The sequence below is a fragment of the Pseudomonas sp. RIT409 genome (genome assembly GCF_003052515.2).
GTDB lineage: Bacteria > Pseudomonadota > Gammaproteobacteria > Pseudomonadales > Pseudomonadaceae > Aquipseudomonas.
Genome location: NZ_QARE02000016.1, coordinates 15,931 through 40,365, shown reverse-complemented (window position 1 = coordinate 40,365; position 24,435 = coordinate 15,931). Strand labels below are relative to the sequence as shown.

Below are 24,435 nucleotides of genomic sequence, written 5' to 3'. Positions count from 1 at the left end.
TTACCTGCGTCGGCATCCTGCCGTTGCGGCGCGAGCGAACGTTTAAACCCAAGCCTCTCCCGCCCATAGTTTTTCAATGTCGCGCAGCCCCCAGTCAGCGGCCAGTTCGCACTTGACGATCGCGTCCTCTTCATCGGCGTGGGCCAGGTCGATGACTTTGGGGGCGCAAGGCAAGCGGGTGCGGGTCGACAGAACGACTTTCACTTTAGGATGCAGCAGTGATTTTTCGCCCTGTTCCATGACGACACCCAGGCGCTCGCTTTTCAGGCGAACCAATGTGCCGACAGGGTAAATGCCGACGGTCTTCACGAAGTGCTGAAAAATCGTCTCGTCGAAATGGCCTTTCCAAGACGCCATTTCGCGAATCGATTGCGCAGCATCCCAGCCCTTTTTGTAAGGGCGATCTGAGGTCACGGCGTCGTACACGTCGCAGATTGCGCCCATACGCGAGAAGAGGCTGATCGCTTCGCCTTTGAGTCCGTGGGGATAGCCGCTGCCGTCGATCTTCTCGTGGTGATGCAGGCATACATCCATGACTGCCGGGGTGGTTTGCTGTGTGTCTTGCAGGATCTTCAGTCCGGCTTCGGGATGGTGCTTCATCGCCTCGTACTCTTCCAACGTCAGCCGATCCGGCTTGTTCAGGATGGCGGCGGGAATCATCATTTTGCCCACGTCGTGCATCAGTCCGGCGACACCGGCTTCGCGCACCTGTTCCTCGCTCATTTCCATCTGCCGTGCCAGCGCTACCATCAGGGCGCACACGGCGACAGAGTGCATGTAGGTGTATTCGTCGGAGGTTTTCAGGCGGGACAGACTGATCAGTGCATGGGGATGACGCATCACTGAGGCCGAGATTTCCTCGACCAGCAGGTCGACGTCCTCGGCATTCATGGCCCGGCCCATGCGAGCGTCAGTGAACATGGTCATGACGGCCGCCTTGGCCCGGCCACAAATTGCCTTGGCGCGTATGAGCTCCTCGTCCAGGCTGCTTGGCTCGGTGTCGGGCTTGTACGGGATGGAGCACGCTTCGGCCAGAATCGTCGCCCGCTCATCCGGACCTCTTCCGCGCCTTGTATCGATCCACACCTCGCGTATCGAGGCCTTGATGCGCTGCAATACTGCCTCGTCACACAGCTCGCGTTCGACGTTTTGCGTCCAGAACGGATCATGAAGCCGTGGGCGGCAGAATTCGTGGATATACATGCCCAGCGTCAAATCGGAGACGGCTATTTTTCTTAGCATGGCGCCTGCTCGCAACACGTAGGTCTGGCTGCCCTGCGGGATCATCGAGTGACATCTTATCTACTCGAACGCCACCGGATTCGATGGTTGCGCAGGGCCAGTATATGGGCAGTATTTCGAAAAAGACATCGGTCAAAACGGCGCGCAAAATGGCCCGATTTCCGGATTTTTCCAACGGGGCAAATGGTTAGCGGCGGATGCTCGAAAAGGCGTGAAAAAGGCCGCCGAAAATAATTTTGCTGAATGTGGGCGGGTTGAATGTCCCTCGATTTCGGGTGACCCTTGCCCGACCCTGTCGAACTCAGCGCTGGCACCCCCCTACCATGAATGCTCAGAACACCCCACTCATACGAGAAACCTTCCCCGTCGGGCCGTTGCAGTGCAACTGTACGATCATTGGCGACCCGATCACCAAGACCGCGATGGTGGTCGACCCCGGCGGCAATCCGGAATTGATCATGGCCAAGCTCGAAGCCCACGGGTTGAGGTGTGTGAGCATCATCCACACCCATGCCCATCTGGATCATTTTCTGGCGTCCGGGCAGTTGAAGGAGAAGACCGGCGCGACGTTACACCTGCATAAAGAGGATAAGTTTCTGTGGGACAACCTTGAAACTCAGTGTCAGGTATTTCGCGTGCCCTACGTGCCGGTGCCTTCGCCGGATCGCTGGCTCGAGCATGACGAGGAACTGGCGTGCGGGTGCGGCATTGCGCTCCATACCCCAGGCCACACGCCGGGGTCGATGAGTTTCTGGTTCGAAGAGGCGCAATTGCTGATTGCGGGGGATACGCTGTTCAAACGCGGTGTCGGTCGGACCGACCTCTGGGGCGGCGATCAGGCCACCATCGTTCGCTCGATCAGAGAGCGCCTCTATACGCTGGATGAAGAGGCGACGGTGATCACCGGCCACGGCCCGGACACGCGGCTGGGGGACGAGATGCGAGAAAACCCTTTCGTGCGGGCGTGAAATCGTTCAGGCGGTGTTAAGGAATTTTTGACAGGGAGCATGCTCTAATTGGGCACATCGCCCGGCCCTTGCAGTGGCTGGGTAAAAGCAAAACAGGAGCTCGTTCCAGATGTTTACCTTTCGCCGTTTGATCATCGCTGCCACTGCGCTCGCCGTTTTGTCGGGTTGCGCGTCGCAAAATCCATACGACAATCAGGGACAGGCTCAGAATTCCGGCGGCATGAGCAAAACCGCCAAATACGGTGGTCTGGGTGCGCTGGCGGGGGCCGTCGCCGGCGCCGCCATTGACCACAACCACCGTGGCAAAGGTGCATTGATTGGCGCAGCCGTCGTCGGTGCGGCGTCTGCGGGTTACGGTTATTACGCTGACAAACAGGAAGCCGCCTTGCGCGCCAGCATGGCCAACACCGGTGTCGAAGTGCAGCGGCAGGGTGACAACATCAAACTCGTGATGCCTGGCAACATTACCTTCGCCACCGATTCTTCGGCCATCGCCAGCAGCTTCTACGCACCGTTGAACAACCTGGCGGGCTCTCTGAAGCAATACAACCAGAACATGATCGAAATCGTCGGCTACACCGACAGTACAGGCAGCCGTCAGCACAACATGGATCTGTCGCAACAGCGGGCACAGAGTGTGGCGACGTACCTGACGTCGCAAGGTGTGGATGCCTCACACCTGTCGGTCCGCGGTGCCGGTCCCGACTCGCCGATTGCCAGCAACGCCGACGTGAATGGCCGCGCCCAGAACCGCCGCGTCGAAGTCAACCTCAAGCCGATTCCAGGTCAGCAATACCCGCAACAGTGATTTGAGTCTGCCGTCAGACGCCAGTCTTGAACGCCCCGGCCCATCTGCCGGGGTTTTTATTTGTGGCGGCCACCGTTGTGCCGGCCACCGTCGTGGCGCAACGCGAGATTGGCGCGCCAGGCGGCGCTGGGGAGTCAGCGGGGATAACGCTGATGCATCTGCTCCAGCAACGCATCCTTCTCTTGCCACAACCCGTTGATCCATTGCTGGAACGCCGCACGGTAGGCCTCGTCCTGATCGTAGCTCTTGCCGATGAACTGGGCAGGGATATGCACCTCTTCGAAATGCGCGACCACTTCGCGCACCCGCCCGCATAGCAGGTCCCAATACCCAGGCCGACCTGCCGGGTAGTGGAGGGTAACGTTGACGATGGATTCCAGTTGTTCACCCATTGCGTCCAGTACGAAAGCAATGCCACCGGCCTTGGGTTTCAGCAAATAACGAAACGGCGACTGCTGTTGAGCGTGTTTGGCTGGGGTGAAGCGGGTGCCTTCAACGAAATTGAAAATGCCCACCGGGTTGTCGCGAAATTTCGCGCAGGTCCGGCGCGTGGTTTCCAGGTCCTTGCCCTTCTTTTCTGGATGCTTTGCCAGATAAGCCTTGCTGTAGCGCTTCATGAAAGGAAAACCCAGTGCCCACCAGGCGAGGCCGATCACCGGGACCCAGATCAATTCCTGTTTCAGGAAGAATTTCAGCGGGCGAATGCGCCGGTTGAGCACGTACTGCAACACCATGATGTCGACCCAGCTCTGGTGATTGCTGGTTACCAAGTAAGAGTGTTGATAGTCCAGCCCCTCCAGGCCGCTCAGGTGCCAGCGGGTCCGCCCGAGCAGGTTGATCCAGGCATTGTTGTTGCTGATCCACGCTTCGTGAATGTGGCCCATCAGCCAGTCAGTGAGTTTCTGTGCGGCCGGGAAGGGCAGGCAGAGTTTGAAGAGGGCGACTATGAACAGCGGTGTGCAGCAGACGACCGTATTGAGCGCCAACAGCAGCGAGGCGATGACGCCGCGCAAGGGGGCGGACAGTGAACTCATGGAAAATCGAACTCCGAGGTAAGACGGCCGCCGGTGGATGCCCGGCGGCGTTATTGTGAGCAAGAACCTGCACGCGGGTGTTACTGCGGCAAGGTAGCGGCCTGAATGGCCGTGAGGGCAATGGTGTATACGATGTCATCGACCTGAGCTCCGCGTGGCAGGTCGTTGACCGGCTTGCGCAGGCCTTGCAGCATCGGGCCCAGGCTGACGCAATCCGCACTGCGTTGCACCGCTTTATAGGTGGTGTTGCCAGTGTTGAGGTCCGGGAACACGAACACGTTGGCGCGCCCGGCCACCGGGCTGTCTGGCGCCAGTTGCCGAGCGACGGTTTCGTTGGCCGCGGCGTCGTATTGCAATGGGCCGTCGATCAGCAGGCCGCGCTGGGTTTCCCGCGCCAGTTGTGTGGCTTCACGGACCTTTTCCACTTCCTCGCCGCTGGCTGAATTACCGCTGGAGTAGCTGATCATCGCCACCCTCGGCGACAGCCCGAACGCCACCGCCGAGTCAGCGCTCTGCACCGCGATTTCCGCCAATTCCTGGGCGGTGGGGTGCGGGTTCATGATGCAGTCGCCGTAGACCAGCACTTGTTCGGGGAAAAGCATGAAGAACACCGACGACACCAGCGTGCAGCCTGGGGCGGTCTTGATCAACTGCAACGCGGGGCGAATGGTATTGGCGGTGGAGTGGATCACCCCCGACACCAATCCATCCACTTCGTCCAGCGCCAGCATCACGGTGCCGATCACCACAGGGTCTTCCAGTTGCTGCTCGGCCATTGGAGCGTTGAGGCTCTTGTTTTTACGCAATTCGACCATCGGCTGGACGTAGCGCTCGCGAATTGCGTCAGGGTCGAGGATTTCCAGCCCTGGGGGCAACTCGATGCCTTGGGCGCGTGCAACGGCCTGGACGTCTTCGGGCTTGGCGAGCAGTACGCAGCGCGCAATCCCCCGCGCCTGACAGATCGCCGCAGCCTGCACTGTCAACGGTTCGGCGCCCTCGGGCAGCACGATGCGCTTGTTGGCGGTCTGGGCGCGCTGAATCAGTTGGTAGCGGAACACGGCGGGCGAGAGGCGCATCTCACGCGGCGTCCCGCAGCGTTGATGCAGCCAGGCGGCGTCCAGGTGGCTGGCGACGAAGTCGGTGATGATTTCCGCCCGCTCGCGGTCATCGATGGGAATCTCTTTGTTCAATTGATTGAGCTGATTGGCGGTGTCGTACGAGCCGGTGCTGACCGACAGCACGGGCAGCCCGGCTTGCAGGGCGCCGCTGCACAGCTCCATCAGGCGCGGGTCGGGATGCGTGTCGCTGGTCAGCAGCAGCCCGGCCAAGGGCACGCCGTTCATGGTGGCCATGCTTACCGCCAGGATGATGTCGTCGCGATCGCCTGGAGTCACCACCAGCACACCGGGTTTGAGTAATTGCAAGGTATTGAGCACGGTGCGCGCGCAGATGATGATCTTCGACATGCGACGCTGTTCGTAGTCGCCCGCATTGATCACCTGAGCGCCCAGCAACTCCGCCACGTCTCGCGTGCGCGGGGCGTTGAGGTCAGCCTGAAACGGGATGCACCCCAGCAGGCGGAAATCACCACTGCGCAATAACGGTGAGTGCTCCTTGAGCCGAGCCGAAAACCCTTCCATGCTTTCCTCGGTGCGCACTTTGTTGAGGATCACACCCAGCACTTTTGGGTCTTTCGGACCGCCGAACATCTGCGCCTGCAGCTCTACCCGGCCTGACAGCTCCGTGAGCACTTCGTTTTCGGGCGCCGAGACCAGAATCACTTCGGCATCCAGCGCCTTGGCCAGATGCAGGTTGACGCGGGCGGCATAGCTGGCCGTGCGGGTTGGCACCATTCCTTCGACAATGACCACATCGCGACCGGCGCAGGCTTGCTGGTAAAGATTGATGATCTCCTCCAGCAGCTCGTCGAGTTGGCCTTCGCCGAGCATACGCTCGACGTGGGCCAGGGCCAGCGGCTTGGGCGGCCTGAGGCCGTGGGTGCGCGCCACCAGTTCGGTCGAGCGCTCTGGGCCGAGATCGCCCGGATGAGGCTGAGCGATGGGTTTGAAAAAGCCGACTTTGAGTCCGGCGCGCTCCAGGGTTCTCACCAGCCCCAGGCTGATGGACGTCAAACCCACACCAAAGTCTGTGGGCGCGATAAAGAAAGTCTGCATGCGGGCTTCTCGAAGGTGAGCGTGCAAAGGTCATCAATGGACCGGGCGAAACAGGACGCCGTTCAGACGCAGCGTCTCAAGTGTCTTGTCAGGCTCCGTACGAAATGTTCTGAGGCGAAGGTAAGGCAAGGCGAAAATAGCCAAAGAAGCGGAATCTACGGGTTGTAAATGAGCATTCCGAGGCTGTTTTCAACGCAGCATGACCGAGTCTCAGGACTTTTCGTATGGAGCCTGGGGCGCAAGGTTATCGTCATCTGCCCCCTGCGCGCACCAGCCACAATGAAAGGGCTGGCCAATTTTTTCCTGGCGCTGCTTTGAATCCAGCACCCATGCCCGCGATTGCCAAGGCGGCTGATGGCGCAAATGCTGGGTGTGGCCGCACGACAGTTCAGCGATCCAGTGGCCGTCCTGGTCTTGCCGGAAGCCGGTTACGGTGGTGTCGTTTATGGGAAATGCGGGGTCGCGCAATCGGGGCCGTCCGTCTGAGTTGCGTTCGCTTTCGCGCGAGGGCTTGGTTAGACTTGGTCGCTCATCTCTCTTTTTGCAAAAGGTCTTACCCATGCCGATCGCCGCCAACAAGGCTGTCTCCATCGACTATACCCTGACTAACGACGCTGGTGAGGTCATTGACAGTTCGTCCGGCGGCGCGCCGCTGGTTTACCTGCATGGTTCGGGCAATATCATCCCGGGACTGGAAAAGGCGCTGGAAGGCAAGGACGTCGGCGACGAGCTGAAAGTGGCTATCGAACCGGAAGATGCCTACGGCGAGTACTCCGCAGAGCTGGTCAGCACCCTGAACCGCAGCATGTTCGAAGGCGTCGACGAGTTGGAAGTCGGCATGCAGTTCCACGCCTCGGCGCCCGATGGTCAGATGCAGATCGTCACTATCCGTGATCTGGACGGCGATGATGTGACCGTGGACGGCAACCATCCATTGGCGGGCCAGCGTTTGAACTTCCAGGTCAAGGTCGTTGCCGTTCGCGACGCCAGCCAGGAAGAGGTCGCTCACGGTCATGTGCATGGCGAAGGCGGCCATCACCACTGATTTGTCCTGCTAAGCTCTAATGGCTGGCCAGGCGTCCTCGCGGCTTTGCGAAAATCCATGGGTTTTCGCGGTCCGACAGGGCGCCTTTTTCGGTGGATGGTTATAGGCAAAGAGCGGGGGGCGTTTCGTCATGAGTATATTTCACGACCTGAAATTAAAAGCTCTGGATGGTCAGGAGCTGCCTCTCGCGCCCCTTAAGGGCAAAGTGGTGCTGGTGGTCAATGTCGCCTCCAAATGCGGCCTCACGCCACAATACGCCGCGCTTGAAAACCTCTATCAGAAATACAAAGATCGCGGTTTCAGCGTTCTCGGGCTGCCGTGCAACCAATTTGCCGGCCAAGAACCCGGAACTCAGGACGAAATCCGGGAGTTCTGCTCGCTGAACTACGGCGTTACGTTCCCCTTGGGTGACAAACTGGAAGTCAATGGTCCGCATCGCCACCGGCTTTATCAAATGCTGGCGGGCGAAGGCGCGGAATTCCCAGGCGATATCACCTGGAATTTCGAAAAGTTTCTCGTTGGGCAGGACGGCCGGGTGCTGGCGCGCTTCTCACCACGCACTGCTCCGGATGACCCCGCCGTGATCCAGGCCATTGAAAAGGCGCTGCATTGATCTCTGTTGCACCTTTTTGTAGGAGCGCGCTTGCCCGCGATTGCGATCTGTCTGTTGAACTCACAACAACTGACACACCGCAATCGCGGGCAAGCGCGCTCCTACAAGATCGATTATCAGCTTTTGAATCTTAATCACCCAAATCAATAGTGCTAGGCATCGCGGTCTCGTCGGCTCATGCTTTATGACCTTCATCATATTTGCGGCCGCCGAGGAGCTCCAATGCCAGTCAAAGCCTTGTTCAAACCTTTCACTATGGGTGGCATGGCGCTCCCAACACGCGTCGTGATGGCGCCCATGACCCGCTCGTTTTCGCCGGGAGGCGTGCCCAATTCCAAGGTGGTCGAGTATTACCGCCGTCGTGCCGCAGCAGGCGTGGGCTTGATCATCACCGAGGGCACAACCGTCGGCCACAAGGCCTCCAACGGCTACCCGAATGTGCCGCAATTCTTCGGCGAGGCCGCATTGGCAGGCTGGAAGAACGTGGTCGAGGCGGTTCACGCCGAAGGCGGCAAAATCGTTCCGCAACTCTGGCACGTAGGCGCTGTGCGCCGGCTGGGCACCGAACCCGATGGGACCATCCCGGCATATGGCCCGACTGAAAAGCTCAAAGATGGCCAAGTAGTCGTTCATGGCATGAGCAAGCAAGACATCGCGGAGGTCATCGCGGCATTCGCCCAGGCTGCGAAGGACGCCAAGGCCATTGGCATGGATGGCGTGGAAATTCACGGTGCTCACGGTTACATCGTGGATCAGTTCTTCTGGGAGGGGACCAACCAGCGCACCGATGAATACGGCGGCGACCTGGCGCAGCGCTCACGGTTCGCCATCGAGTTGATTCAAGCGGTGCGCGCGGCCGTAGGCCCGGATTTCCCCATCATTTTTCGCTACTCCCAGTGGAAGCAGCAGGATTACAGCGCGCGGCTGGTGCAGACCCCCGAAGCGCTCGACGCTTTCCTCAAGCCGCTGTCGGACGCAGGTGTGGACATTTTCCACTGTTCGACGCGCCGCTTCTGGGAGCCGGAGTTCGAAGGCTCCGACCTCAACCTGGCGGGTTGGACGCGTAAGCTGACCGGCAAGCCGACGATTACCGTGGGCAGTGTCGGTCTGGATGGTGAGTTCCTTCAGTTCATGGTCAATACCGACAAAGTTGCCAAACCGGCGAGTCTGGAGAACCTGCTCAAGCGACTGGGCGATGAAGAATTCGACCTGGTGGCGGTGGGCCGCGCGCTGCTGGTTGACCCGGACTGGGCCATCAAAGTGCGGGAAGGACGTGAGCAGGACATCCTCCCGTTCAGTCGGGATGCGCTGGGCCGGCTCGAGTGATTCCCGGAGCTGTCGCCACCTGAGCGTGGGGATAGTCACCCGCGGTGAGCGGGCGTTGAAGCGGGTCTGACACGTTCGTGAAGGATCCCGCTTCTACAGGGGCAGCGCGCTGGATCACACCTCCAGCGCCAACCCGCTCTGCATTTCACTTGCGGTGCGCAAGTAATCCTCGAACGCATCGATCACCCCCGCCCAGCCTTGTCGGCTGGCATGTTGGCGAGCGTTCAACCGCACCCGTCGCAGCGTCTCATCGTCTTCCAGCATCCAGCGCGCCGCATCGATGAAGCCTTCTTCATCGCCCGGCATCGCCACTGCGCCGTTGTGTCCGTGACGAATGTGCTGAGCCGCCGCCGCTTCGTCATACGCCACCACGCCTAGCCCCGAGGCCAGCGCTTCGAGTACCACGTTGCCGAAGGTCTCGGTGAGACTGGGGAACAGAAACACATCACCTGACGCATAGTGCACTGCCAACGCTTCGCCTCGCTGCGCCCCGCAAAAGACCGCCTCAGGCAATTGGTGCTCTAGCTCCATGCGGCTGGGGCCATCGCCCACGATGACCAGTTTGAGCCTCTTATCAGGGTAGGCAGCGGTGAGGCTGTCGAAGCTGGTCTTGAGCAGACCCAAGTTCTTCTCCGGCGCCAAGCGCCCGACATGCAATACGACCGTATCGTGGGGCTGCATGCCCCAGGTTTCACGCAGATCGTTCGAGCGTCGTGAGGGGTGAAAAAGCTGGCAATCGACACCCCGCGCCAGCAGCTCCAACCGCTCGAAACCTCGACGGGCGAGCTCGGTTTTCTGACTGACACTCGGGACCAGTGTGGCACTGGAGCGGTTGTGGAACCAGCGTAGGTAAGAAATGAGCAAGCGGGTGATGAACCCCAGGCCATACTGGCGCGTGTACTGCTGGAAGTTCGTGTGAAAGCCGCTGACGATAGCAATACGCAACCGCCGCGCCGCCCGTAATGCCGACAGCCCCAGCGGCCCCTCGGTCGCGATATACAGAACGTCCGGCCGACTGCGCCGCCAGCGCCTCAGCAGTTTGTGCATCGACGACTGCCCCCATTGCAGGCCGGGATACCCTGGAATCGGCCAGCCGCGACATAGCATCAAATCATCCCCGGCCGCCCGCAGTTCATCCTCGCTCTGGCGCGGCCGAATCACCTCCACCCGGTGCCCGCGCGTGCGCAAACCGTCGCACAATCGGCTCAGCGTATTGGCCACGCCGTTGATCTCCGGCGCGTAGGTTTCAGTGATCAGCGTGATGTGCAGGGACTTCATCATGACAATCAGTTTCAGAGGGCAGTGTTTCCCTTGTGTGGCGTCTGGGTGATGGATTTGTGACGGTTGAACAATGGCGCATAGCGCTATGCACCATTGTTCAAAAACAGGTGCGGTCTTTATCCGGCGGCGGTGAGCGGCAAAATACGTGACCTGCCAACTCGCTCCAGCGCCGCCGCTTCCGACACATAACTCGTCTGCACAGGGTTCAAGCTGACCAAGTCCAGATGGCAACGAGGTTTGAGTTGTCTTGCCAGGTTTGCGGGTTCCGCTTTCAAAGTCGTGGATGTCACCGTTTCCACTGCTTCGGCGAGCGCCTGCAGGAACTTAGGCGCGTTGGGTTCTGGCTGAGGTTTCGGTTGCAGCAGCACGAACTGAGGCGGGTTCGACGTATTGACACGATTCATTTCCATAGACATGACACTCCTGATGAGAGCGCCCGGAGTGGGCCAGCCCATGGTTGAACAGCTCGGCTGTGGGATGTTCGGAAGACTTTTGTAGGAACCGTCCTGATTTTTTGGGAGGTGATTAAAAGCAGGTTTTGACCGCTAGGATGCGCTGCACTTACTCACCGAGGGAACGATGTGTCTAACGTTTTTTATACGCCGCCTGCGGCTGATCTACAGCCAGCCACGAACGATGAGCCCGAGTTTTTCACGGTTGCGCCTCGCAAGCTGATCGTGATGATGCTATTGACGCATGGTCTCTACACCGTTTACTGGTTTTATCAGAACTGGAAAAACTACGGAAACCACTCGGGCCGTGCGATCTGGCCTACCGCGCGTACGATCTTGGCGTTCTTCTATGCTCCCTCACTGTTTTGCAAAGTCGATAGGGCATGTAAGAACTTTGACAAATCGGGTATGCGTTATTGGGCATTGAGCAGTGCCATGCTGATTCTCCTGCAAGTCTCTCCGTTTTTTATTGGACTCGTTTATGGCCTGTATCTGAAGCCAGCGGGAGCTGAAGATGTGCCGAACTTGCTTTGGCTCGACTTCATGGTGGGGACGGCAGCACTGGTGCTGCAAACCTTGATCATCTCAAGAGTTCAAGGATTCATTAATCGGGTGAATGTAGACCCGAATGGCTTGGCGAATGACGGTTACACTGTTGGCAATGTCATCTGGATCAGTATCGGCTTGCTGATATGGTTGGTGATCGGTGCCAACACGTACGGTTTGGCTAAAATGTGATCAAAAAAGGCCTCGGTTAGAGGCCTTTTTAGTCATATCTTGGCTGCCAGCGTCTCCGCCCCTCGCTCCCTGACCCAAAACATCGTCGCCCCGGCCACTGCCGCAGGCATCATCAGAATGTTGACCACAGGGATCAGCAGCGCCAGGTACACAATCCCGCCAAAGCTCATGCTCTGCCAACGTTTGGCGCGCAGCCAGGCGAGCATGTCTTGCCAGCTCATCTTGTGATTGTCGGCGGGGTAGTCGATGTACTGAATGGCCATCATCCAGACGCCGAAAATCAGCCACAGCGGCGCAGCGACGATGTTGACCACGGGGATCCACGACAGGATGAAGAGCCCGATGGCGCGTGGCAGGAAATAGCCGAGCTTGCGCATTTCCCGGCTCAAGGTACGGGGGATCATCTCGATCAGTTCCCCCCAACTGAACGCCGGGAAATCATCCTTGCCGCGGAGCACGACTTCCACTTTTTCCGAAAGGAAGCCGTTGAACGGCGCGGCGATGACGTTGGCGATCATGGTGAAGGTAAAAAACACCATCAGGACGACCAGCGCGACGAACAGCGGCCAGAGGATGTAATTAAGAAAGCTCAGCCAACTGGGCAGCGTCGGCATGAATGAATCGACCCAGAGTTTGAATTCGTGACCGGCGAAGTAAATCAGGCCGCCGAACAGCACCAGGTTGATGGTCAGCGGTAACAGCACGAACAGACGTAGCCCAGGGCTGAGAACCAGTTTAAGGCCTTCACGCAGGTATTGCGGGCCAGACAGGGCGGGTGCAGGCATGTGGGCCTCCAGGCTTGGGAATCCGGCCGACCATACCGGCTTTGTCACGGCGACGGAAGCTGCCTCAGCACTCCGACATTCGCCGAAACACTCTGGCGAGGGTAGAGTCTATTGAGCAACCTTGCCCAGCGGCCGGTCGGAATAGCGGCGGTCTATGAACTGGATTGTGAAACGATATTTCCTTAATCTTCCCCGCCCCGATAAGCTTGCGGGCAAATTCCAAGCCTATTTCCATTCACGCTGAACCTCGAAGGAGTTTTGATGAGCGTTCTGGTAAACAAACAAGCCCCTGATTTCACCGCGGCAGCAGTCCTGGGTGACGGCTCGATCGTCGATAGCTTTCAGTTGTCTTCGCTGCGTGGCAAATACGTCGTTCTGTTCTTCTGGCCATTGGACTTCACTTTCGTTTGCCCGTCGGAAATCATCGCCCACGATAACCGCGTCGCCAAGTTCCGCGAACTGGGTGTCGAAGTGGTCGGGGTGTCCGTCGATTCGCATTTCACCCACGCCGCCTGGCGCAACACCCCGGTAGAAAAGGGCGGCATTGGCCAAGTCCAGTTCACCATGGTCGCTGACATCAAGCACGAGATCACCCGCGCTTACGGTATCGAACACGACGACGGCGTTGCGTTGCGCGGTTCGTTCCTGATCGACCAGAACGGTGTGGTTCAGCACCAGGTCGTGAACAACCTGCCATTGGGTCGTGACGTTGATGAGATGGTACGTCTGGTTGAAGCGCTGCAATTCACCGAACAGCACGGTGAAGTTTGCCCCGCTGGCTGGCGTCCAGGCCAGAAAGGCATGAAGGCTGACGCTTCGGGCGTGGCTGATTACCTGGCTGAGAACGCCAAGAGCCTGTAACACGGTCGCTGCGGTCTAGGCCGCAGCGTCACGATTTTTTGGATGGGCGGGCGTGCTGTGCGAAGCCACTCGCCGATCCTTTTTATTCAGCCGGTACGCCGGTACAGATTTCAGTAACTCCGACCACCCGTAACGATGGCCGGTCGATAGGAGTGTGTCATGTCTGATGTACGTCATTCCCGAGTGATTATCCTCGGCTCCGGCCCTGCCGGTTACAGTGCTGCGGTTTACGCTGCCCGCGCCAACCTCAAACCTCTGCTGATCACCGGCATGCAAGCGGGCGGTCAGCTGACCACTACCACTGAAGTCGACAACTGGCCGGGTGACCCCCATGGGCTGACCGGCCCGGTATTGATGGAGCGCATGCGCGAGCACGCAGAGCGTTTCGAGACCGAGATCATCTTCGACCACATCAACGCGGTGGATCTGGCCGGCAAGCCGTTCAGTCTCAAGGGCGACAGTGGCACTTACACCTGTGATGCGCTGATCATCGCCACGGGCGCCAGCGCTCGCTACCTGGGCTTGCCGTCGGAAGAAGCGTTCATGGGCAAAGGCGTCTCGGCCTGTGCGACCTGTGACGGGTTTTTCTACCGCAACAAGCCGGTAGCCGTAGTCGGTGGCGGTAACACGGCTGTGGAAGAAGCGTTGTACTTGGCCAACATCGCCAGCAAAGTCACCCTGGTTCACCGTCGCGACACCTTCCGCGCCGAGAAGATTCTGATCGACAAGCTGCACGCGCGTGTCGCTGAGGGCAAAATCGAACTCAAGCTCAACGCAACGCTGGACGAAGTGCTGGGTGACGGTATGGGTGTGACAGGCGCTCGCTTGAAGAACAATGACGGCAGCTTCGACGAACTGAAGGTCGACGGCGTGTTCATTGCGATTGGCCACACGCCGAACACCTCGCTGTTCGAGGGCCAACTGGCGCTGAAGGATGGTTACATGGTGGTCAACGGCGGCCGTGAAGGCAATGCCACGGCTACCAGCGTCGAAGGTGTCTTCGCTGCGGGCGATGTGGCGGATCACGTCTATCGTCAGGCAATTACCTCCGCCGGCGCAGGTTGCATGGCTGCACTGGACGTCGAGCGCTATCTGGACGGTTTGGCGAACGCCTCGTTCTGACCGTACCCGTGCAAAACGAAACCGGCTCATCGAGCCGGTTTTTTTGTCTGCGGACAGGCAGAGCTGCAACAGTATCGGCGTTGTCGTCAGGCCTTGCGGGTGAGTGGCTGCGCGCTGAACTTCACACCGGTTAGACCATGTGCCATCAGCGCACGAATGTTGCCATGGTCGTTGCCTTCCGGCGTCGCCACCACGGAACGGTAATGTTCGCCAAAGGCCAGCAAAGCCTGTTCATCGCTCAAGCCTTCCAGCAGCGCCAGGCCGAGGGTCTTGCAAGAGCCTTCGTTCTGACCGGCAGCGTTGACCACCGGGCCATTGGTGAACGCCTGCGGCTGGTAGTCGTAGTGCGCGGCGATGAAGGCGAGGGTGTCGGCGAAGGCGTGGTCGCCGGATTTCAGCCGAGCGCGCAGGGCGGTCATGTCAGTCATGTTTCTTGTCCTTGGCAAACGCCGCCTGCTGCTCGGCGCTGGCTTCTTTCTGATAGAGGGATTTCCACTCGCCGTAGGGCATGCCGTACACCACTTCACGGGCGTCATCGAGGGTGATGTCGATCTGGCGATCGTCAGCGGCGGCCTTGTACCATTTGGAGAGGCAATTGCGGCAGAAACCGGACAGGTTCATGAGGTCGATGTTCTGCACATCCTTGCGGCTGTCCAGGTGCGCGACCAGACGACGAAAAGCGGCGGCTTCGAGTTCGAGGCGTTGTTGCTCGGTCATGATGGGCTCTGAGGGAGTAGAAGATGGGCGGATGATAGGAGGCCGAGCGCAGCTGAGCAATGGTTCAAGACGCCCACTGCGTCATTGGAAGCAGGCTCCGTCGATCCTCGTGAAGGCCTGCAGGCCAATCACTCAGCGCTCTGCCGCCAGCGTAATGGAGACCGACTCGGCGAACCGCAGGGCGTGGGGCTTGTCGACTTCGACCTCGGCGTACTGCACGGCCTCGTGCGCCATTACCAAATCCAGCACTTCCTGGGTCAGACGTTCCAGCAGTGCAAAGCGGTTGTTTTCAACGTGATGAATGATGGATTTGGTGATGGTCCGGTAATTCAGTGCATGGTCGATGTCGTTGTCACGCACCGCTTCTTGGGCCGCGTAGAGGATCGTCAGGTTGATCAGCACGTCTTGCTTGTTGAGGATCTCCTCTTCATTGATACCGATGTAGGTGCGCAGGCACAGGTCTTTGACCCGTATGCGCGCAGTGCCGGGTTCGAGTCTTGCCATGGACTATTTGCTCCGTCCGATCAATTGCAAAAATTCCATTCTTGTCGTGGTGGAGGCGCGAAAGGCGCCCAGCATCACCGAGGTGTTCATGGTCGAATTCTGCTTCTCAACACCACGCATCATCATGCACATGTGCTGGGCCTCGATCACCACGGCTACGCCTGCCGCCTGGGTCACGTCCTGGATGGCATCGGCAATCTGGCGGGTCAGGTTTTCCTGAATCTGCAGTCGGCGCGCGAACATGTCGACGATGCGCGCAATTTTCGATAATCCGAGAACCTTTCCAGTAGGCATGTAGGCTACATGGGCTTTGCCAATGAAAGGCAGCAAATGATGTTCGCACAGCGAGTACAACTCGATGTCCTTGACGATGACCATCTCATCGTTGTCCGAGGCGAACAGGGCGCCGTTAACGATCTCTTCCAGCGTCTGTTCGTAGCCATGACACAGGTATTGCATGGCTTTGGCGGCGCGCTTCGGCGTATCCAACAGGCCTTCGCGCTCGGGATCTTCACCCAGGCCAACAAGGATTTCGCGGTAGTGCTGAGGCAATGACAGGGTCATCGAAAGTTTCCTTGGGGCGGCCTACTTGACGTGCCGTCCACCATTTAAGGTCAATGTAGTGCCGGTGACATAGGGATTATCCAGCAGGTAGCGCAGGCTCTGGTAAACCACGTCCGGCCCAGGCTCCACGCCCAGCGCGGACTTGGCTAGCGTGCGGGCGCGGTACGCCGCGTCGTCGTCGGGTTGAAACATCAACATGGCCGGGGCGATGCCGTTGACCTTGATGCGAGGCGCGTAGCGTGCGGCGAAGGACAGCGTCAGGTTATCGAGTCCCGCCTTGCTCGCGCTGTAGGCGATGTGATTACGGCTGCCCTTGCGCGTCACGTCGTCGCCGATGTGAATGATGTCGGCCCTCTCCGAACGCCGGAGCAGATCGGCACAATGCAGGTTGATCAGATACGGCGCGAGCATATGAACGTTGAACATGTTCTGGAACACCTGCGCCTCGTCGCCTTCGGTTTCCGCCTGCCATTGCGAAGCATTGTGGACAATGGCGCGCAAACTGTCTGTGCGCTCCTTGAGCTGTGAAATAAAGGCCATCACGCCCTGCTCGGACGAAAAGTCAGCCTGTATCGCAGTGGCACCTGACGCCTTGAGTTGCTGTACGGCCGGTCGGTCGGTGCGGTAGCTGATGATCACGCGTTCGCCTTCCTCCAGCAGCCTTTGCGCGCAATGCAGACCGACGCGCTGGCTTGCGCCAGTGATCAGGACAGGGGCAGAAGAGGAGGCCATGGCAGCTCACGCTTGATCAGGGAGGGAAACGGCGTCGGTCGCTGAGGCTGGGCCGCTCATTGCGAGCAATGAGCCATCAGAAAACGATCGTCAGCGGCAAAATTAACCCAATGGTCAGTGGCGCACAACAGCGGAGCCTTGTTTGCGTCCCACGGGCCGAAACCACGGTGGCTTCAAGCATCGTTGGGCGGCGGTCACTGCCGGATGACAGTGACCGTGAAGGTGAGTCCATCGTCGAGCGCGATCATCCGCAGGGTGGCTGCGATGCTTTAAGCGCCCTCCGCTCAGGGCTAACGAGGACCGACAGGCTCAGTGTGCCGAGCCGATTCCGCAGGTGCCGGTGCTGCAGTGGGTGCGCTGTGCAGCCATCCAGACAATAGGTGCGTCGAGAGAGGGATGAACCAGAACACCATCAACGGCGTCAGGATCAGGGTGCTGATCAGGATGCGAGGAGCCAGATCGAACTGACTGAGCAACGGACCCAGCACGTAGTTGAAAATCAGCGAAACCGGGAAAAACGCCAGCCAGATCGCAATCGCCTGTTTCCAACGCGGCGGGCGCTGACCAACGGTGCCGAACCACCCGTCCATGCCGCGCACCCGGTGGACGGAATTCTTGGCAAAAAGGCCGCTGCCCCGCACCAACCAGGAGCGTCGGGACGCAGAATGCTCCCAAGCGTGCATGGTGGCTTCATCGGCGAAACGGAAAATGATCTGAAATTCGTCGTCGCCCGGCGGCGGTGCGAGCACACCTGAGCCCAGGTAGCCGGGAAAGTCGGTAGCCAGTTGCTCGCCTTCGTGCAGCCAGGCAATCAGTTCCTGATAGCGGCCATGGGCGACGCGACGCGCAACCATCAGCGTGACGGGGGACGTAGACATTGTGTATCTCCGGTAGACGAGTGAGATTCCCGGGTAGGGAAATCACATGGCGCAGCGCCGGGGTGGTGGCGTTGCGTCAGCTTCGCAGAAAAGCGTGCAAATAGTATTCCTGATGCCAGTGACAAGCTTCAAGCCGCAAGTGACAAGAGGAGGAAGCAGGTGGTATCGAAAAGCGCTGATCGGTCGAAGATTAGCGGTCGCCAACTGGATGCCGCTTCAAAGGTGCATGGAAGGATGGATCTTGCGATGTTCCTGGAGGATGTATTGACGCAACCGCTCAATGTCTTCTTTGCTGTTTTGGTTCAGGCGATAGGCAGCCAGGCCTTGTTCGGTGAGGCGCTCGAACGTGCCGCGCAGGGCGATGGGGGCAAGGCCGGTGGGCGTGAAATAGGCAGAGAAATACTTGGGCGGCTTGGTCTGCCTGCGGTTCTCCAAGAGAATGCCCTTGAACGAAATTTCGTGAACCCACAGCGCTGTCAGTGACCCTTTTTCGGTTTCCAGCGCAATGGGCTCAGGCAGGATCAGCCGCCATGGGCGGATGCGAGGGCCTTCTTCGAAGATGCTCGGTGCACCCAGCTCAAGATGCAGCGCATGAAATTCGTCTTCCACCAGGTGCAAGGGGAAGGTCATCTGCTGGTTGTCGAACTGGGCTTGAAGCGTGACCTGCTCGTGAGCAGCCAGACGCGTCAACAGATCCTGGATCTGCACGCCGCCGTTAACCACCAGGCTACGTGACTTGTCGCGCACGTTCAGCTTGGGGTTATGCTGCATATTCAGGATGAAATCGAGTTCATCCTGAGTGAGAAGGTTGTCGTGTTGCATGGTCAAGCTCTGTTAACCGGTAATTGAATTAGCAGACACAAAATTCACTATTTGGTTGCCGCCGTTCGTCAGTTGCTCGGCGGCTTTGCGTTTTCAGCCTGCTTCCAAGGAGCAGCATGCGCTTGTCTGCCGCGTAATGCGATCCGTTTCGCGGGTATCTGACGTGAGCGCCATTCTAAGACATTCCGTCGCGCTGGGGCATAATGCCGCACGATTTCAACTCTCCACGGGATTCCCAATGAAAGTCGCCATTGTTTCGGGCTCGGTGTACGGGTCGGCTGAAGAGGTCGCTCGGCATGCCCAACAGATCATTCAGGATGCCGGTCACGAGGTTCTGTTCAACCCGCGCGTGACCCTGGCCGATCTGCAAGCATTCTCCCCCCATGCCCTTCTGGCCGTCACATCGACCACAGGCTTGGGAGAGCTACCCGATAACGTCCAGCCCCTTTACGCGCAGATCCGCGACGTGCTGCCCGCCGCTTGGCGGGGGCTTCCAGGCGGGGTCATCGCACTCGGGGATGCCAGCTATGGCGATACCTTCTGTGGGGGAGGCGAGCAGTTCCGTGAGCTGTTCATGGAGTTGGGCGTGCGCGAAGTGCAGGAGATGTTGCGTCTGGACGCAAGCGAAACCGTTACCCCTGAAACCGACGCCGAGCCCTGGCTTGCCGAATTCGTCGAGAAACTCAACGCCTGACACCCCGTGTCAGCGTCTCACCAGGTCCAGCCATGCTTGGGCCGCCCTTGAAAGATACGCGCCTTCACGCCAGATGAAGGCGATATCCCAGCGCAGAACTTCAGGGGCCGTGAGCGTGACGTGCACGACGCCGGGCCGAACCAGGGCCCGCGCCACCACCTGCGGCAGTAGAACCACTCCCTGACCGGCGGCCACCAGTGCCGCCAGGAAGTCCGCCTGCCCGCTACGGCCTCCTTCTCTCGGGGTGAAGCCAACCTGCTGACAGGCCTGCAGCAGCCGGTCATTGAGCACGAAACTGCGCTGGTAGAACAGGAAGGGCGTGTCGGCCAACTGGCCGAGTTCCAGTGTTTTCAAGTGCGCCAACGGATGGTCTGCGGGCAGCAGTACGTCCAACGGTTCGTCGCAAAACGCCTGTGAGGCAAACGCCGGATCGCTCGGAGTCAAACTGGCACCGACCTCCAACTCTCCGCTCATGACAGCCTGCTCGATGGCGCGGCTGCCGCCTTCCAGCAAATGGATAGTGACGTTCGGATACAACCGGCGATATTCGGCGAAGGCTTTGGCAAACAGTGTGTCGCTTCCAAGCATCGGGAGCCCAAGGTGCAGTTCGCCACGGGCCAGATTGCTCAAGTCGTCGAGCTCACGCAGCAGCCCATTGCGCAGGATCAGCATTTCTTCCGCCCGATTCAGCACCACGCGGCCTGCTGCCGTCAGATTGACCTGGGAACCGTGACGATCAAGCAACGTGACGCCCAGACTTTCTTCCAGTTGCGCCACCTGTTTGCTGACCGCCGATTGGCTGACATACAACGTTTTGGCCGCTTGCGTGAAGCCCCCTTCGCGAACCACCTCCACGAAAGTGCGCAGTTGCTTGAATTCCATGAAATAACCGCCCCGTCATGCCCGTTCGGCAGCCGGGCGATGCGTGCAGTGTGGCGTACTGAATTCCGAATTGGAATACATTGAAGTCGAACAATTCGTTATTGGGATGGGAGGTCGGCCTTTACACTAGAGGCCATCGGAGGAACTGAACATCATGAAACGCTTGCCTCGTCTCGCACGCCTGGTTGTCGAGCTCATTGCTCTGTTGGCGGTGTACTGGATCGGCTGCCAGATTGCTTCATGGCTTGATTGGCCAATACCCGGCGGGGTCATTGGCCTGGCAATATTGCTGGTCATTTTCGCCACGGGCGCGGTAAAACCCGCGTCGCTGCAAACCGGTGCCGGGCTGCTGCTCGCAGAAATGTTGCTGTTCTTCATCCCGCCGCTGATGAGCCTGTTGGACTACGGCGCCTTGGTGCGCCAGGAAGGTTGGCGGATCATGCTGGTCATCGGCAGCAGCACTTTGATGGTGATGCTGGTGACTGCCGTGACGGTCGAGGTGGTCTGTCGCCTCAGAGATCGGCCGGCGGAGGATCAGGCATGACCCTCGAGCTGATGCCGGTCTTCTGGTTACTGATGACGCTCGGCACTTACTTTGCCAGCCGTTGGTTGTATCGCCGCACTGGGCGTTACTTGCTTTCCCCGTTGATTCTGGTGCCTACCGTGTTGCTGGCGGTCGCGCTGCCGATGCACACCCCTTACGCCGAATATGCCACCGACACGCACTGGCTCATGCGGGTGCTTGGTCCCGCCACTGTCGCGTTTGCGGTTCCAATCTGGCAACAGCGCGCCTTGCTCGCCCGGCACTGGCCAGCGTTGCTGATCGGCATGCTGGCAGGCAGCGCGGCTTCGATTGGCAGTTCGTTCGGATTGTCAAAGGCGCTGGCATTGGACACGTCGGTCGTGATGTCACTGGTCCCTCGCTCCATCACCACCCCGTTTGCCATGCCGCTGGCTCATGATCTGGGGGGCGTTCCCGAACTGACGGCGGTGTTCGTGATGTGCACCGGTGTGTTCGGTGCAGCACTGGGCGGCGTGTTGCTCAAGTGGCTCCCACTGCGCACGGCCTTGGCGCGCGGAGCGCTGTTTGGCGTCGGTGCCCATGGTGCGGGGGTCAGTCGGGCAAGGGAGGTCGGTGGTGAAGAAGGCTCGGTGGCCGGGCTGGTCATGGTGCTGACCGGGCTGCTCAATCTCTTCGCCGCACCGTTGTTGGTGTGGCTGCTCTGATCCGCCTGCCGCAGTGGCGTGGGATGGCCGCTGACTCGCATGGTCATTAAGCTGGCTGCCAAGGCAAGTACCGCATTCACCGGCGGTGACTAGACTGCTGATCCATTAGAGCAGAACAAATGCCGAGGGAAGCCGATCGTGAACGTCGCACAGGCCGTTGCCGAAACCGTCAGCCACATCAATCACACCGTCAAAGACCAGGTCAGCGCAGAAGAGTGGCAAGCCCGGGTCGATCTGGCCGCTTGCTATCGATTGGTCGCCCTGCATGGCTGGGACGATCTGATCTTCACCCACATCTCGGGCAAGGTGCCGGGCACCGAAGACTTTCTGATCAACCCTTACGGCATGATGTTTCATGAGATCACCGCGTCGAGTCTGGTCAAGGTCGACCAGTCAGGCAAGAAACTCATGGACAGCCCCTATGACATCAACCCGGCCGGCTACACCATTCACAGTGCGGTTCATGAAGCACGGGACGACGTGCTCTGCGTGATGCACACCCACACCGCCGCCGGTGTCGCCGTATCCGCTCAGAAACAGGGTGTGCTGCCGATCAGCCAACAGTCGTTGTTCGTACTGGCCAGCCTTGCCTACCACGGCTATGAAGGCGTCGCTCTCAACCCTGAAGAAAAGGCGCGCCTGCAAGCCGACCTGGGTGGCTGCAATTTCCTGATGCTCAATAACCACGGGTTACTGACGTGCGGTTCCAGCATCGCCGATACCTTTCTCATGATGTTCACCTTTCAGCGGGCCTGCGAGATTCAGGTACTCGCCCAAGGCGGCGGTGCAGAGTTGATTCCCATCGACGGGCATATTCTGGCGGGCGCCAAAGCCATGGTCGCAGGCGTCACCCGCAGCGCTGAAGGCATGGGCGGCAAACTGGCGTGGCCAGCGCTGTTGCGAAAGCTTGACCAATGTTCCCCCGGGTATGCGCAGTAATGAGGCCTGCCGAAATCCCGCTCTGCGTCTGGCGAACACGCGGGCGTGATTTCCAATTTCGCGGCCGAAACATTCGGTACTGGGTCGCGGGGCAGGGGGAGCCCCTGCTGCTGATTCATGGCTTTCCGACAGCGAGCTGGGACTGGAATTACCTGTGGCAGCCGCTGTCTCGCCAATATCGGGTGATTGCCTGTGACATGCTCGGCTTCGGTGATTCGGCCAAGCCGCGTCGGCACGCCTACAGCCTCCTTGAGCAGGCCGATCTGCAACAAGCGTTGCTCGACCATCTGGCGGTCTCGCAGCCGGTGCACGTCCTCGCCCATGACTACGGCGACAGTGTCGCGCAGGAATTGATCGCGAGGCATGCCGAGGGGCAGTTCCGCATGGCCAGCTGCGCGTTTCTCAACGGCGGACTGTTTCCAGAGGCGCATCGGGCGGTACGGGCTCAAAAACTCCTGTTAGGTCGCGTGGGCTGGCTGGTCAGCCATTTGTTTGATCGAAGTTGGCTGGATCGGGATTTCAGCCGCATTTTCGGGCCCGATACCCGGCCCAGCGAAAGTGAGCTGGATGACTTCTGGAGTCTGATCGCGGCCCATTCCGGCCAGCGAGTCTTGCATCGCCTGATTCATTACATTCCCGAACGCATCACGCACCGAGAGCGCTGGGTGAAAGCGATGCAGCAGCATTGCGTACCCATGCGGCTCATCAATGGTGCTGCCGATCCGGTTTCCGGCGAACACATGGCACAGCGGTATCGGCAATTGATACCTGAAGCCGACGTCGTTTCGCTGCCCGGTATCGGCCATTACCCGCAGACCGAGGCGCCTTTACAGGTGTTACGCCTGTACGACAGCTTTCGTGCGGCATTGACGGGTTTTCGGCCAGCGCCGCTCACCCCGCGCACGGCACCGATCCTTCAGTCGATGAATCATCCCGTTGCGTTATCGAGCACCATTCAGCCTGCCCCGTATTGATTGTGACCCCGGTTCGGGTAGCTGACACTCCCGTGACTGTACAGCGGCTGTCGGCCTCGCAGGGTCGAAGCGCTTCATCATCGGGGGGGAAGGTTCAATGAGCAAATCCATACGTTATGACGCAAAGGTAGTGATCGTGACGGGGGCGGGCGGTGGCCTCGGACGCGCCCATGCCTTGTTGTTCGCCCGCCACGGTGCGCGGGTCGTGGTCAATGACCTCGGCGGGTCTGCCCATGGGGAAGGCGCCAGTGCGTCGGCGGCCGATCGCGTGGTCGCAGAAATTCGAGCATTTGGCGGCGAAGCGGTGGCCAATCACGACTCGGTCACCGAGGGCGGCAGGATCGTTCAGCACGCGCTGGATGCGTTCGGCAGAGTGGATGTGGTGGTCAACAACGCGGGCATCCTGCGCGACAAGAGTTTCGCCAAAATGGAGGACGCGGACTGGGACCTGGTTTACAAGGTGCACGTCGAAGGCGCCTATAAGGTCACCCGTGCCGCTTGGCCGTATTTGCGCGAACAAAACTATGGCCGCGTGGTTTTCACCTCATCCACTTCGGGCATCTATGGCAACTTCGGCCAGTCCAACTACGGCATGGCCAAGCTGGGGCTGTATGGTCTGACTCGCACACTGGCACTGGAAGGGCGCAAGAACAACATTCTGGTCAACGCCATTGCCCCCACGGGTGGCACCCGAATGACTGAAGGCCTGATCCCGGCGAGTGTATTCGAGTTACTCAAGCCTGAGCTCGTCAGTCCGCTGGTGGTGTATTTGGGCAGCGAGCAGTGCCAAGACACCTCGGGCTTGTACGAAGTGGGCGGGGGCTGGATAGGCAAAGTACGTTGGGAGCGTAGCCTGGGCGCCGGGTTCGATCCACGTGCGGGCTTCTCTCCTGAAGACGTCGCGTCGCAGTGGAGCAAGATTGACGACTTCAACGATGCCGTGCACCCAGCAGACAATGTCGAGGCCTTGAAAGAGATGATGGCCAATTTGCAGCGGTTCGCTAGGTGATCGCCTGAGCGTGCGCTTGGAATGGCCGGTTCGGGGGATTTAAC

At 59.4% G+C, this 24,435-nt stretch carries 29 protein-coding genes; 14 read left to right on the top strand and 15 right to left on the bottom strand.

Going from position 1 to position 24,435, the window contains the following annotated elements:
* Positions 1 to 42: 42 nt before the first annotated feature.
* Positions 43 to 1,242, bottom strand: coding sequence for an HD-GYP domain-containing protein (locus tag DBP26_RS19040; RefSeq protein WP_108239163.1), 1,200 nt, complete (start codon positions 1,240 to 1,242; stop codon positions 43 to 45).
* Positions 1,243 to 1,565: 323 nt separating this feature from the next.
* On the opposite strand from DBP26_RS19040, the gene DBP26_RS19035 reads away from it, so the two are divergent.
* Positions 1,566 to 2,210, top strand: coding sequence for an MBL fold metallo-hydrolase (locus tag DBP26_RS19035; protein ID WP_108239122.1), 645 nt, complete (start codon positions 1,566 to 1,568; stop codon positions 2,208 to 2,210).
* Positions 2,211 to 2,319: 109 nt separating this feature from the next.
* Positions 2,320 to 3,018: an OmpA family protein gene (locus tag DBP26_RS19030; protein ID WP_108239123.1), complete on the top strand. Its 699-nt coding sequence runs from the start codon at positions 2,320 to 2,322 to the stop codon at positions 3,016 to 3,018.
* 134 nt (positions 3,019 to 3,152) lie between these two features.
* Here the strand turns inward: DBP26_RS19030 and DBP26_RS19025 are convergent, their stop codons facing one another.
* The 3 genes from DBP26_RS19025 to DBP26_RS19015 all read right to left on the bottom strand — a co-directional run bounded on the left by DBP26_RS19025 (position 3,153) and on the right by DBP26_RS19015 (position 6,817).
* Positions 3,153 to 4,052, bottom strand: coding sequence for an acyltransferase (locus tag DBP26_RS19025; RefSeq protein ID WP_108239124.1), 900 nt, complete (start codon positions 4,050 to 4,052; stop codon positions 3,153 to 3,155).
* An 80-nt stretch (positions 4,053 to 4,132) separates the two neighbouring features.
* Complete coding sequence (gene pta / locus DBP26_RS19020; protein WP_108239125.1) at positions 4,133 to 6,226, bottom strand: phosphate acetyltransferase; 2,094 nt, start codon at positions 6,224 to 6,226, stop codon at positions 4,133 to 4,135.
* Between the two features lie 210 nt (positions 6,227 to 6,436).
* Positions 6,437 to 6,817 (bottom strand): DUF3565 domain-containing protein, encoded by a 381-nt coding sequence (locus DBP26_RS19015; RefSeq protein WP_108239126.1) that lies wholly within the window; start codon positions 6,815 to 6,817, stop codon positions 6,437 to 6,439.
* On the opposite strand from DBP26_RS19015, the gene DBP26_RS19010 reads away from it, so the two are divergent.
* The 3 genes from DBP26_RS19010 (at position 6,786) to DBP26_RS19000 (ending at position 9,210) form a co-directional block, all read left to right on the top strand.
* A complete protein-coding gene (locus DBP26_RS19010; RefSeq protein ID WP_108239164.1) occupies positions 6,786 to 7,271 on the top strand; it encodes a peptidylprolyl isomerase in 486 nt (161 codons plus the stop codon). The two genes, DBP26_RS19015 and DBP26_RS19010, sit on opposite strands and share 32 nt — an antisense overlap.
* A 130-nt stretch (positions 7,272 to 7,401) precedes the next feature.
* Entirely contained in the window at positions 7,402 to 7,884 is a 483-nt protein-coding gene (locus DBP26_RS19005; protein ID WP_108239127.1) for a glutathione peroxidase, read from the top strand.
* 222 nt (positions 7,885 to 8,106) lie between these two features.
* Entirely contained in the window at positions 8,107 to 9,210 is a 1,104-nt protein-coding gene (locus DBP26_RS19000) for an NADH:flavin oxidoreductase (RefSeq protein WP_108239128.1), read from the top strand.
* A gap of 114 nt (positions 9,211 to 9,324) precedes the next feature.
* Here DBP26_RS19000 and DBP26_RS18995 read toward each other — a convergent pair whose 3' ends face one another.
* Both DBP26_RS18995 and DBP26_RS18990 read right to left on the bottom strand, forming a co-directional pair.
* On the bottom strand, positions 9,325 to 10,491 hold the full coding sequence (locus DBP26_RS18995) for a glycosyltransferase family 1 protein (RefSeq protein WP_108239129.1): 1,167 nt from the start codon (positions 10,489 to 10,491) through the stop codon (positions 9,325 to 9,327).
* A 116-nt stretch (positions 10,492 to 10,607) separates the two neighbouring features.
* On the bottom strand, positions 10,608 to 10,907 hold the full coding sequence (locus DBP26_RS18990) for a hypothetical protein (protein WP_146749651.1): 300 nt from the start codon (positions 10,905 to 10,907) through the stop codon (positions 10,608 to 10,610).
* Between the two features lie 165 nt (positions 10,908 to 11,072).
* Between DBP26_RS18990 and DBP26_RS18985 the strand changes: the two genes are divergently transcribed.
* On the top strand, positions 11,073 to 11,681 hold the full coding sequence (locus DBP26_RS18985; protein WP_108239131.1) for a hypothetical protein: 609 nt from the start codon (positions 11,073 to 11,075) through the stop codon (positions 11,679 to 11,681).
* Positions 11,682 to 11,713: 32 nt separating this feature from the next.
* Here the strand turns inward: DBP26_RS18985 and cysZ are convergent, their stop codons facing one another.
* Positions 11,714 to 12,466, bottom strand: coding sequence for a sulfate transporter CysZ (gene cysZ / locus DBP26_RS18980; RefSeq protein WP_108239132.1), 753 nt, complete (start codon positions 12,464 to 12,466; stop codon positions 11,714 to 11,716).
* A gap of 261 nt (positions 12,467 to 12,727) precedes the next feature.
* Here cysZ and DBP26_RS18975 point away from each other — a divergent pair, with 261 nt between their 5' ends.
* Both DBP26_RS18975 and trxB read left to right on the top strand, forming a co-directional pair.
* Positions 12,728 to 13,327 (top strand): peroxiredoxin, encoded by a 600-nt coding sequence (locus DBP26_RS18975; RefSeq protein ID WP_108239133.1) that lies wholly within the window; start codon positions 12,728 to 12,730, stop codon positions 13,325 to 13,327.
* 159 nt (positions 13,328 to 13,486) lie between these two features.
* The gene (gene trxB / locus DBP26_RS18970; RefSeq protein ID WP_108239134.1) at positions 13,487 to 14,449 is read left to right on the top strand and encodes a thioredoxin-disulfide reductase; all 963 of its coding nucleotides are present in this window, start codon (positions 13,487 to 13,489) and stop codon (positions 14,447 to 14,449) included.
* An 86-nt stretch (positions 14,450 to 14,535) separates the two neighbouring features.
* Here the strand turns inward: trxB and DBP26_RS18965 are convergent, their stop codons facing one another.
* The 7 genes from DBP26_RS18965 to DBP26_RS18935 all read right to left on the bottom strand — a co-directional run bounded on the left by DBP26_RS18965 (position 14,536) and on the right by DBP26_RS18935 (position 18,666).
* Positions 14,536 to 14,877: a HopJ type III effector protein gene (locus DBP26_RS18965; RefSeq protein WP_108239135.1), complete on the bottom strand. Its 342-nt coding sequence runs from the start codon at positions 14,875 to 14,877 to the stop codon at positions 14,536 to 14,538.
* Positions 14,870 to 15,166: a DUF1244 domain-containing protein gene (locus DBP26_RS18960; protein WP_108239136.1), complete on the bottom strand. Its 297-nt coding sequence runs from the start codon at positions 15,164 to 15,166 to the stop codon at positions 14,870 to 14,872. Before DBP26_RS18960 ends, DBP26_RS18965 begins: the two co-directional genes overlap by 8 nt.
* A 132-nt stretch (positions 15,167 to 15,298) precedes the next feature.
* On the bottom strand, positions 15,299 to 15,670 hold the full coding sequence (gene folX, locus DBP26_RS18955; protein ID WP_108239137.1) for a dihydroneopterin triphosphate 2'-epimerase: 372 nt from the start codon (positions 15,668 to 15,670) through the stop codon (positions 15,299 to 15,301).
* A gap of 3 nt (positions 15,671 to 15,673) precedes the next feature.
* Positions 15,674 to 16,234 carry a GTP cyclohydrolase I FolE gene (gene folE / locus DBP26_RS18950; RefSeq protein ID WP_108239138.1) on the bottom strand — a complete coding sequence of 187 codons (561 nt, stop codon included), beginning with the start codon at positions 16,232 to 16,234 and terminating at the stop codon, positions 15,674 to 15,676.
* A gap of 21 nt (positions 16,235 to 16,255) precedes the next feature.
* Entirely contained in the window at positions 16,256 to 16,966 is a 711-nt protein-coding gene (gene folM, locus DBP26_RS18945) for a dihydromonapterin reductase (RefSeq protein ID WP_108239139.1), read from the bottom strand.
* 290 nt (positions 16,967 to 17,256) lie between these two features.
* Positions 17,257 to 17,844 (bottom strand): antibiotic biosynthesis monooxygenase, encoded by a 588-nt coding sequence (locus tag DBP26_RS18940; protein ID WP_108239140.1) that lies wholly within the window; start codon positions 17,842 to 17,844, stop codon positions 17,257 to 17,259.
* Positions 17,845 to 18,060: 216 nt separating this feature from the next.
* A complete protein-coding gene (locus DBP26_RS18935; protein ID WP_108239141.1) occupies positions 18,061 to 18,666 on the bottom strand; it encodes a hypothetical protein in 606 nt (201 codons plus the stop codon).
* Positions 18,667 to 18,904: 238 nt separating this feature from the next.
* Between DBP26_RS18935 and DBP26_RS18930 the strand changes: the two genes are divergently transcribed.
* Positions 18,905 to 19,360, top strand: coding sequence for a flavodoxin (locus DBP26_RS18930; RefSeq protein ID WP_108239142.1), 456 nt, complete (start codon positions 18,905 to 18,907; stop codon positions 19,358 to 19,360).
* A 9-nt stretch (positions 19,361 to 19,369) separates the two neighbouring features.
* Here the strand turns inward: DBP26_RS18930 and DBP26_RS18925 are convergent, their stop codons facing one another.
* Positions 19,370 to 20,242 carry a LysR family transcriptional regulator gene (locus DBP26_RS18925; RefSeq protein ID WP_108239143.1) on the bottom strand — a complete coding sequence of 291 codons (873 nt, stop codon included), beginning with the start codon at positions 20,240 to 20,242 and terminating at the stop codon, positions 19,370 to 19,372.
* A gap of 154 nt (positions 20,243 to 20,396) precedes the next feature.
* On the opposite strand from DBP26_RS18925, the gene DBP26_RS18920 reads away from it, so the two are divergent.
* The 5 genes from DBP26_RS18920 to DBP26_RS18900 all read left to right on the top strand — a co-directional run bounded on the left by DBP26_RS18920 (position 20,397) and on the right by DBP26_RS18900 (position 24,391).
* On the top strand, positions 20,397 to 20,786 hold the full coding sequence (locus DBP26_RS18920; protein WP_108239144.1) for a CidA/LrgA family protein: 390 nt from the start codon (positions 20,397 to 20,399) through the stop codon (positions 20,784 to 20,786).
* Complete coding sequence (locus tag DBP26_RS18915) at positions 20,783 to 21,469, top strand: LrgB family protein (RefSeq protein ID WP_108239145.1); 687 nt, start codon at positions 20,783 to 20,785, stop codon at positions 21,467 to 21,469. Before DBP26_RS18920 ends, DBP26_RS18915 begins: the two co-directional genes overlap by 4 nt.
* A 177-nt stretch (positions 21,470 to 21,646) precedes the next feature.
* Complete coding sequence (locus tag DBP26_RS18910) at positions 21,647 to 22,408, top strand: class II aldolase/adducin family protein (RefSeq protein ID WP_108239165.1); 762 nt, start codon at positions 21,647 to 21,649, stop codon at positions 22,406 to 22,408.
* Positions 22,408 to 23,382 (top strand): alpha/beta hydrolase, encoded by a 975-nt coding sequence (locus tag DBP26_RS18905; protein ID WP_108239146.1) that lies wholly within the window; start codon positions 22,408 to 22,410, stop codon positions 23,380 to 23,382. Before DBP26_RS18910 ends, DBP26_RS18905 begins: the two co-directional genes overlap by 1 nt.
* 97 nt (positions 23,383 to 23,479) lie before the next feature.
* Positions 23,480 to 24,391 carry an SDR family oxidoreductase gene (locus tag DBP26_RS18900; RefSeq protein WP_108239147.1) on the top strand — a complete coding sequence of 304 codons (912 nt, stop codon included), beginning with the start codon at positions 23,480 to 23,482 and terminating at the stop codon, positions 24,389 to 24,391.
* The last annotated feature ends 44 nt before the right edge of the window (positions 24,392 to 24,435 follow it).

Bases quoted from the DNA above. Each gene is read 5' to 3' on its own strand.
- DBP26_RS19040 (WP_108239163.1), bottom strand. From the start codon at position 1,242: ATGCTAAGAAAAATAGCCGTCTCCGATTTGACGCTGGGCATGTATATC.
- DBP26_RS19035 (WP_108239122.1), top strand. From the start codon at position 1,566: ATGAATGCTCAGAACACCCCACTCATACGAGAAACCTTCCCCGTCGGG.
- DBP26_RS19030 (WP_108239123.1), top strand. From the start codon at position 2,320: ATGTTTACCTTTCGCCGTTTGATCATCGCTGCCACTGCGCTCGCCGTT.
- DBP26_RS19025 (WP_108239124.1), bottom strand. From the start codon at position 4,052: ATGAGTTCACTGTCCGCCCCCTTGCGCGGCGTCATCGCCTCGCTGCTG.
- pta (WP_108239125.1), bottom strand. From the start codon at position 6,226: ATGCAGACTTTCTTTATCGCGCCCACAGACTTTGGTGTGGGTTTGACG.
- DBP26_RS19010 (WP_108239164.1), top strand. From the start codon at position 6,786: ATGCCGATCGCCGCCAACAAGGCTGTCTCCATCGACTATACCCTGACT.
- DBP26_RS19015 (WP_108239126.1), bottom strand. From the start codon at position 6,817: ATGGAGACAGCCTTGTTGGCGGCGATCGGCATGGGTAAGACCTTTTGC.
- DBP26_RS19005 (WP_108239127.1), top strand. From the start codon at position 7,402: ATGAGTATATTTCACGACCTGAAATTAAAAGCTCTGGATGGTCAGGAG.
- DBP26_RS19000 (WP_108239128.1), top strand. From the start codon at position 8,107: ATGCCAGTCAAAGCCTTGTTCAAACCTTTCACTATGGGTGGCATGGCG.
- DBP26_RS18995 (WP_108239129.1), bottom strand. From the start codon at position 10,491: ATGATGAAGTCCCTGCACATCACGCTGATCACTGAAACCTACGCGCCG.
- DBP26_RS18990 (WP_146749651.1), bottom strand. From the start codon at position 10,907: ATGTCTATGGAAATGAATCGTGTCAATACGTCGAACCCGCCTCAGTTC.
- cysZ (WP_108239132.1), bottom strand. From the start codon at position 12,466: ATGCCTGCACCCGCCCTGTCTGGCCCGCAATACCTGCGTGAAGGCCTT.
- DBP26_RS18975 (WP_108239133.1), top strand. From the start codon at position 12,728: ATGAGCGTTCTGGTAAACAAACAAGCCCCTGATTTCACCGCGGCAGCA.
- trxB (WP_108239134.1), top strand. From the start codon at position 13,487: ATGTCTGATGTACGTCATTCCCGAGTGATTATCCTCGGCTCCGGCCCT.
- DBP26_RS18965 (WP_108239135.1), bottom strand. From the start codon at position 14,877: ATGACTGACATGACCGCCCTGCGCGCTCGGCTGAAATCCGGCGACCAC.
- DBP26_RS18960 (WP_108239136.1), bottom strand. From the start codon at position 15,166: ATGACCGAGCAACAACGCCTCGAACTCGAAGCCGCCGCTTTTCGTCGT.
- folX (WP_108239137.1), bottom strand. From the start codon at position 15,670: ATGGCAAGACTCGAACCCGGCACTGCGCGCATACGGGTCAAAGACCTG.
- folE (WP_108239138.1), bottom strand. From the start codon at position 16,234: ATGACCCTGTCATTGCCTCAGCACTACCGCGAAATCCTTGTTGGCCTG.
- folM (WP_108239139.1), bottom strand. From the start codon at position 16,966: ATGGCCTCCTCTTCTGCCCCTGTCCTGATCACTGGCGCAAGCCAGCGC.
- DBP26_RS18940 (WP_108239140.1), bottom strand. From the start codon at position 17,844: ATGTCTACGTCCCCCGTCACGCTGATGGTTGCGCGTCGCGTCGCCCAT.
- DBP26_RS18935 (WP_108239141.1), bottom strand. From the start codon at position 18,666: ATGCAACACGACAACCTTCTCACTCAGGATGAACTCGATTTCATCCTG.
- DBP26_RS18930 (WP_108239142.1), top strand. From the start codon at position 18,905: ATGAAAGTCGCCATTGTTTCGGGCTCGGTGTACGGGTCGGCTGAAGAG.
- DBP26_RS18925 (WP_108239143.1), bottom strand. From the start codon at position 20,242: ATGGAATTCAAGCAACTGCGCACTTTCGTGGAGGTGGTTCGCGAAGGG.
- DBP26_RS18920 (WP_108239144.1), top strand. From the start codon at position 20,397: ATGAAACGCTTGCCTCGTCTCGCACGCCTGGTTGTCGAGCTCATTGCT.
- DBP26_RS18915 (WP_108239145.1), top strand. From the start codon at position 20,783: ATGACCCTCGAGCTGATGCCGGTCTTCTGGTTACTGATGACGCTCGGC.
- DBP26_RS18905 (WP_108239146.1), top strand. From the start codon at position 22,408: ATGAGGCCTGCCGAAATCCCGCTCTGCGTCTGGCGAACACGCGGGCGT.
- DBP26_RS18900 (WP_108239147.1), top strand. From the start codon at position 23,480: ATGAGCAAATCCATACGTTATGACGCAAAGGTAGTGATCGTGACGGGG.